This is a genomic window from Rhodoferax sp. UBA5149 (assembly GCF_002413825.1).
In the GTDB taxonomy this organism is placed as follows: domain Bacteria; phylum Pseudomonadota; class Gammaproteobacteria; order Burkholderiales; family Burkholderiaceae_C; genus Rhodoferax.
Map to the genome: position 1 here is coordinate 1 of NZ_DHXT01000026.1, position 5,645 is coordinate 5,645.

The following is a 5,645-nucleotide window of genomic DNA, read 5'->3' on the forward strand; positions in this document are numbered from 1 at the left end:
CCACCGATGACCCAGGCATCGCTGTCGACCGGGCACAAGCCACAGGCCTCGGCCAGCGAATGGGCACACAAGGCGCCTTCGGCCTGCCAGTCGGCCTGGCGTGTCACCACCACGTTGAGGCGCCCCGGCAGGGGGCGAAACTTGGGCGGCAGCGAATCCCAGGTCTTGCGTCCCATGATGACCGGGCAGCCCAGCGTGGTGCGCTTGAAGTGCGCCATGTCCTCCGGCAAATGCCAGGGCAGGGTGTTGTGATGGCCGATCACGCCATTGGCGGCGCGGGCGAAGATCAGGTGCAGCTTCATTTAAATGGCCACCGGTGCCTTGATGGCGGGGTGACACGCGTAGCCGACGATCTCGAAGTCTTCATATTCGTAGTCGAAGATCGACGCTGGCTGGCGCTTGATGTTCAGCGTCGGGTAGGCAAAGGGCGTGCGACTGAGCTGCAGTGCCACCTGTTCGTGGTGGTTGCTGTAGATGTGGCAGTCGCCCCCGGTCCAGATGAAGTCGCCGACGTCCAGATCGCACTGCTGCGCCACCATGTGGGTGAGCAGGGCATAGCTGGCGATGTTGAAGGGCACGCCCAGAAAAATGTCGGCGCTGCGCTGGTACAACTGGCAGCTGAGTTTGGCTTTTTCGCCGGGTGCGGCAGCTGGTGCGACGTAAAACTGGAAGAACGCGTGACACGGCATCAGGGCCATCTTGTCGAGCTCGGCGACGTTCCAGGCGCTCACGATGATGCGGCGTGAGTCGGGGTTGCTCTTCAGTGTCTTGATGACTTCGGCGATCTGGTCAATGTGGCCGCCGTCCGGCGTCGGCCAGCTGCGCCACTGCACGCCATAGACCGGGCCCAAGTCCCCGTCAGGACGCGCCCACTCGTCCCAGATGGACACGCCGCGCTCTTTGAGCCAGTTGTTGTTGGAAGAGCCGGAAAGAAACCACAGCAATTCCTGAACGATGGAGCGCAGGTGCACCTTTTTGGTGGTCACCAGCGGAAACCCCTCGTTCAGGTCAAATCGCATCTGGTAGCCAAACACGCTTTTGGTGCCGGTGCCGGTGCGGTCGGCCTTCAACACGCCGTGCCTGTCCACATGGCGCATGAAATCCTCGTATTGGGAGCGGATCGGTTTTGTCATGTCAATAAGAACCAAAAAGAGTGTCCAGCGCAGCCACGATGTCCTCGCGTTGCGCAAAAAGGCTGGCCACCGGTTTCTTCAATCCAGCCGCCGGGAATGCGGCCAGTGCCGCAGTGTCCAGCACGATGTCCTTGCCAGAGATTTCAAACAGCGGGTTCAGGTCGCGCATGCGGGGGCCGAAAGCGGCCGCATGGCGCATCGGAATGACCACGCGGCTTTCCACCCGATCAATGAAATTGTTTTGCACATCCAGCAGAAAGGGTGTCGTCGAGCGCATGGCCACTTCCGGGTGGGAATAAACATCAAAACGAGCCATAAATGCCGCCGGTTAAAACGTCCGGTACTTTGCGAGGGGCAAGCCCTCGCGTTTGATGCGGGCGTTGTAGTGATCAATGGCTTCGGTGTTTTCCTCATTCCACTTTTGCCAATAGCGGCGCTTGACCTCATCGGCTAACAGCGCATCCACCGTTTGGGAGATGTTCATACCCAACTCGCGCGCGGCCTCCAGCACCTTGGAGTTGAGCGAGAGGTTGGTGGCTTTCTTGGGAGCTTTGTCGAACTGGAGCATTTGGCACGCCCTGTGGATGAAGTGCGCCAATTATATGCGCATGATAAGTGCGCAAAAAGTCGTGTTGCCGGTCACCGGTTCACTTTGCATAGGCGCGCTCGACGCAGGCAATTCGCAACTCATAGTGCTCGTACCAGAGTGCTTTGCCGCTTTCCTGCGCGATTTGATGCTCCGCATGTGACCGCCACGCCGCAATGGCTTCCAGGCTGGCCCAGTAAGAGACCGTGATTCCAAAGCCATTGATGCCGCGAACGCTTTCCACGCCGAGGTAACCGGGTTGCCCTGATGCCAGTTCGACCATGCGGTCGGCCATGTGCCCGTAACCGTTTTCGCCCGGCGTGCGTTGGGACGAGAAAATGACCGAGTAGTAGGGCGGCTCAGGGAGTTTGGCGAAGGCGGATGTTGTCATTTTCGAGGCTGAATTGTGGCGTGGAAAGCGCGCCAAAAGTTAGGGTGTTCGGCGGTCAAACCCGAATCACGCGCCCCGGGTTCATCAGGTTCTGCGGGTCCAGTGCCTGCTTGATGGACCGCATCATGTCCAGCGCCACGGGTGACTTGTATTTTTCGAGTTTGTCCACTTTCAGGCTGCCCACACCATGCTCGGCCGAGATCGAGCCGCTAAAGGCGTGAACCGAATCAAACACCAGCGTATTGACCTGTTCTTCATGGTCCTGTAAAAAAGCCGCCGCATCGACGCCAACGGGTGCCTGCACGTTGTAATGCAGATTGCCGTCGCCCAGATGGCCGAAGTTGACCAGGCGCACGCCGGGAATGGTCTGCTGCAGCAAGGCATCGGTGACGCGCACGAAATCGGGAATGCTGGACACCGGGATGGAAATATCGTGCTTGATGTTCAGGCCCTCTTCTGCCTGCGCCAGTGGAATACTTTCGCGCACATGCCACAGCTGCTTGGCCTGCGACAGGCTCTCAGCCACCACGGCGTCGGTCACCAAGCCTTGCTCGAGCGCGCTTGCCAGCAGCTGTTCAAACTGCGCGCTGGCATGGGCTTCGGACTCGTGGTCCGAGTTCTCCAGCAGCACGCAAAAAGGCGAATCCAGATGCAAGGGCACCCTCAGGTGCGGGAAGTGTTTGGTGACCAGACTCAGGGCGAACTGCCCCATCACTTCAAAGCCGGTGAGCCCCGCGCCCAGATGACGATGCGCCAGCCCCAGCAGGCTGATGGCCTGCTCCAGCGACGGCACGGCGGCCCAGGCGGTCAGCTGGGCGGCCGGCAGGGGGTAGAGCTTCATGGTGGCGGCGGTGATGACGCCCAGCGTGCCCTCGGAGCCGATGAACAGGTCACGCAGGTCGTAACCGGTGTTGTCCTTGCGCAGGCCCGACAGGCCATGCCAGATCTCGCCCTGCGCCGTGACCACTTCCAGCCCCAGGCACAGGTCGCGCGTGTTGCCAAAACGCACGACCTGGGTGCCGCCCGCATTGGTGCCCAGATTGCCGCCGATGGTGCAAGTGCCTTCTGCGGCCAGGCTGAGCGGGAACAGCAAATCCGCTTCCTCGGCGCGTTCCTGCAGGTTTTGCAGGATGCAGCCTGCCTCCACCGTCATGGTCAGGTTGTCGGCATCCAGGCGGCGCACGGTGTTCATGCGCTGCAGGCTCAGCACAATCTGGTGGCCCGAGCCATCGGGCGTGCTGCCCACGGCCAGGCCGGTGTTGCCGCCCTGCGGCACGATGCTGACACCGCTCGCCGGGTGCCGCTGCAGCAAATGATAGGCAGCGCAGGCTTTGACCACTCGTGCCACCTCATCGGTGCTGGCGGGCCGCACCACAGCCAGCGCTTTGCCGTGCGAGCGCTTGCGCCAGTCCTGTTCCCAGGCCGTCAGGTCGCCGTCGGTGAAGACGTGCGCGGCGCCGACGATGTGGCGCAGTTCATCCAGCAGGGTTTGCATCGCATCAACCTTCCTTGATCGCGTTGTTAAGGCGCAGGCGAACGTGCAGGGCGCAGGCCACAAACAGGGTCAGGCACAGCACGACTTCAACCATGGCCAGGTAATTGCTCGGCGCCTTATCACTGTAAGCGCGCACCGCCCCTTCGGTGAAATAAAGCCACACCAGCAGGCTGACCCAGCGGTAGGTGTACATGCGGTTTTTCAGCAGCCCGGCCAGCGGGATGCATAACGGCAACACTTTAAGCGCCAGCCAGGAGCCGCCGGGGCGAATCGGGGCCAGAAAAAGCTCCCAGGCGAGGCCCAGCACGATGAGCCCCAGCAAACTGCCGACCGCCAGGAAGCGGGTGGTGGTGACCAGGGGTGGGGCGGTATTTTGTTCTGTATGCATTGGAATGGCATCATAGCGGCCATGAGTCTGTTAGTCCCCCCACCCCTGAGCTTGTCCTTGCGCCTGGAAGCCTTGTTGAAAAGCCTGTCGCACTTTCCCTGGAAGAGCACTGCGCAAACCCTGCGCGAGCGCTTTCGGGAAGACCGGCTGGGCCTGACGGCCAGCAGCCTGACCTTCACCACCACCATTGCCCTGGTGCCTTTCATCACGGTGGCGCTGGCGGTTTTCACGGCCTTCCCGATGTTTGCCAAATTTCAGGGCGTGTTGCAGAAGTGGCTGGTGGAGAGCCTGATCCCCGACAACATCGCCCGCCAGGTGCTGGGTTATCTCACCCAGTTTGCGGGCCAGGCCAGCAAACTGGGGGTGGCCGGCGTGGCAGTTTTGTTTTCCTCCGCGCTGGCCTTGATCTTGACCATCGACCGCACGCTCAATGGCATTTGGCGCGTGCGCCAGCCCCGCCCTTTCGGGCAGCGGGTGTTGGTGTACTGGGCCGCCATCACTTTGGGGCCGCTGTTGCTGGGCATCAGTTTGACGATCACGTCCTACGCTATTTCAGCGTCCAAGGGGGTGGTGGGCGTGATGCCGGGCGGGGTGCAACTGCTGCTCGATGCGCTGCAGTTTTTCTTGATGGCAGGTGGCATGGCTGCGATGTACCACTATGTGCCCAATATCCAGGTGAAATGGGGCCACGCCTGGACCGGCGGCCTGTTTGTGTCGGTCGGTTTTGAAGTGGCCAAGCGACTGCTGACCCTGTACCTGAGCAAGGTGCCGACCTACTCGGTGGTGTATGGCGCCTTTGCCACGGTGCCGATCCTGCTGATCTGGATTTATGTGGCCTGGGTGATCGTGCTGCTGGGGGCCGTGATCACCGCCTATTTGCCCAGTCTGCTCGCCGGCCTGGAGCGCCGGGCCCGGTCGCACGGCTTGCAGTTTCAACTCGCGCTGGAGGCCTTGCAGCAGCTGGATCGCGTGCGGGCCACGGTGGGCAAAGGATGGACAATGGCGCAACTCTCCTTGCTGCTGCGGGTGGACACGCTGCAACTGGAGCCGGTGCTGGAAACCTTGTGCGAACTGGACTGGGTTGGTTTGCTGCACGAAGAGTTGGCGGATGAAGCGGCGCGTTACGTCTTGCTGGCCGATCCCGACACCACCCCATTGGCGCCGCTGCTCAACGCACTCTTGCTGCGGCGCGAAGAAAGCACCCAAAATTTATGGGAAAACGGCCGCTGGCCCTCGTTGATATTGCGTGAGGCGCTATAAATTATGTAGCGTATTAGGGGAGGCTGTTTTTGGCGAGTGAGCTGAGAAACGCATCGAGTTTTCGGATTTCCATCAAGCCCGGCGAAAACAAGCAAGTCGCTGGTTGTAGGCTGGGTGTGATTTAAGCGCGGGTGGCCAAGATGGACGTGGGTTTGTGTCCATGCTGCAAGCTGGGGCGAATGCGAGTCACCGCCGTGTTACAGGGGCAAGACCGCTTGCCTGCGCCATCAGGTGCTGTATTGCCGCCAGGGCGGGGGACGCCACCGTGAGGCTGGAAAAGTACACGGTTTGGCATGGCAGCGCAATACGCTTGCATAACGCCATGGTGCAGGGCCCTATGCCGGTTCGCTGCAATGCTGACGGGCTGGCGTTACCTCAAGCCCGGTCATAAT

8 protein-coding genes and 1 pseudogene are annotated in these 5,645 nt (G+C 61.1%); 2 read left to right on the top strand and 7 right to left on the bottom strand.

Translation table 11 applies throughout. The features are described 5' to 3' along the window. The 7 genes from B3V69_RS01925 to B3V69_RS01955 form a co-directional block, all read right to left on the bottom strand. The coding region (locus B3V69_RS01925) for a dihydrofolate reductase (RefSeq protein ID WP_296443270.1) at positions 1-302 on the bottom strand (302 nt) is incomplete at its 3' end. Further along, positions 303-1,133 (bottom strand): thymidylate synthase, encoded by an 831-nt coding sequence (locus B3V69_RS01930; RefSeq protein ID WP_296443272.1) that lies wholly within the window; start codon positions 1,131-1,133, stop codon positions 303-305. A 1-nt stretch (position 1,134) separates the two neighbouring features. Continuing rightward, a complete protein-coding gene (locus tag B3V69_RS01935; protein WP_296443274.1) occupies positions 1,135-1,449 on the bottom strand; it encodes a CcdB family protein in 315 nt (104 codons plus the stop codon). Between the two features lie 12 nt (positions 1,450-1,461). After that, entirely contained in the window at positions 1,462-1,701 is a 240-nt protein-coding gene (locus B3V69_RS01940) for a type II toxin-antitoxin system CcdA family antitoxin (RefSeq protein ID WP_296443276.1), read from the bottom strand. Positions 1,702-1,780: 79 nt separating this feature from the next. Beyond that, entirely contained in the window at positions 1,781-2,110 is a 330-nt protein-coding gene (locus tag B3V69_RS01945; protein WP_296443277.1) for an antibiotic biosynthesis monooxygenase family protein, read from the bottom strand. A gap of 55 nt (positions 2,111-2,165) precedes the next feature. Then, positions 2,166-3,605, bottom strand: coding sequence for an FAD-binding oxidoreductase (locus B3V69_RS01950; protein WP_296443279.1), 1,440 nt, complete (start codon positions 3,603-3,605; stop codon positions 2,166-2,168). A 4-nt stretch (positions 3,606-3,609) separates the two neighbouring features. Further along, a complete protein-coding gene (locus B3V69_RS01955; protein ID WP_296443281.1) occupies positions 3,610-3,993 on the bottom strand; it encodes a DUF2069 domain-containing protein in 384 nt (127 codons plus the stop codon). A gap of 21 nt (positions 3,994-4,014) precedes the next feature. On the opposite strand from B3V69_RS01955, the gene B3V69_RS01960 reads away from it, so the two are divergent. Then, positions 4,015-5,253 carry a YihY family inner membrane protein gene (locus tag B3V69_RS01960; protein WP_296443283.1) on the top strand — a complete coding sequence of 413 codons (1,239 nt, stop codon included), beginning with the start codon at positions 4,015-4,017 and terminating at the stop codon, positions 5,251-5,253. A 125-nt stretch (positions 5,254-5,378) separates the two neighbouring features. Next, positions 5,379-5,522 (top strand): annotated as a pseudogene (locus B3V69_RS20870) (IS91 family transposase); the annotation flags it as partial. Positions 5,523-5,645: the final 123 nt, after the last annotated feature.

Bases quoted from the DNA above. Each gene is read 5' to 3' on its own strand.
- B3V69_RS01930 (WP_296443272.1), bottom strand. From the start codon at position 1,133: ATGACAAAACCGATCCGCTCCCAATACGAGGATTTCATGCGCCATGTG.
- B3V69_RS01935 (WP_296443274.1), bottom strand. From the start codon at position 1,449: ATGGCTCGTTTTGATGTTTATTCCCACCCGGAAGTGGCCATGCGCTCG.
- B3V69_RS01940 (WP_296443276.1), bottom strand. From the start codon at position 1,701: ATGCTCCAGTTCGACAAAGCTCCCAAGAAAGCCACCAACCTCTCGCTC.
- B3V69_RS01945 (WP_296443277.1), bottom strand. From the start codon at position 2,110: ATGACAACATCCGCCTTCGCCAAACTCCCTGAGCCGCCCTACTACTCG.
- B3V69_RS01950 (WP_296443279.1), bottom strand. From the start codon at position 3,605: ATGCAAACCCTGCTGGATGAACTGCGCCACATCGTCGGCGCCGCGCAC.
- B3V69_RS01955 (WP_296443281.1), bottom strand. From the start codon at position 3,993: ATGCATACAGAACAAAATACCGCCCCACCCCTGGTCACCACCACCCGC.
- B3V69_RS01960 (WP_296443283.1), top strand. From the start codon at position 4,015: ATGAGTCTGTTAGTCCCCCCACCCCTGAGCTTGTCCTTGCGCCTGGAA.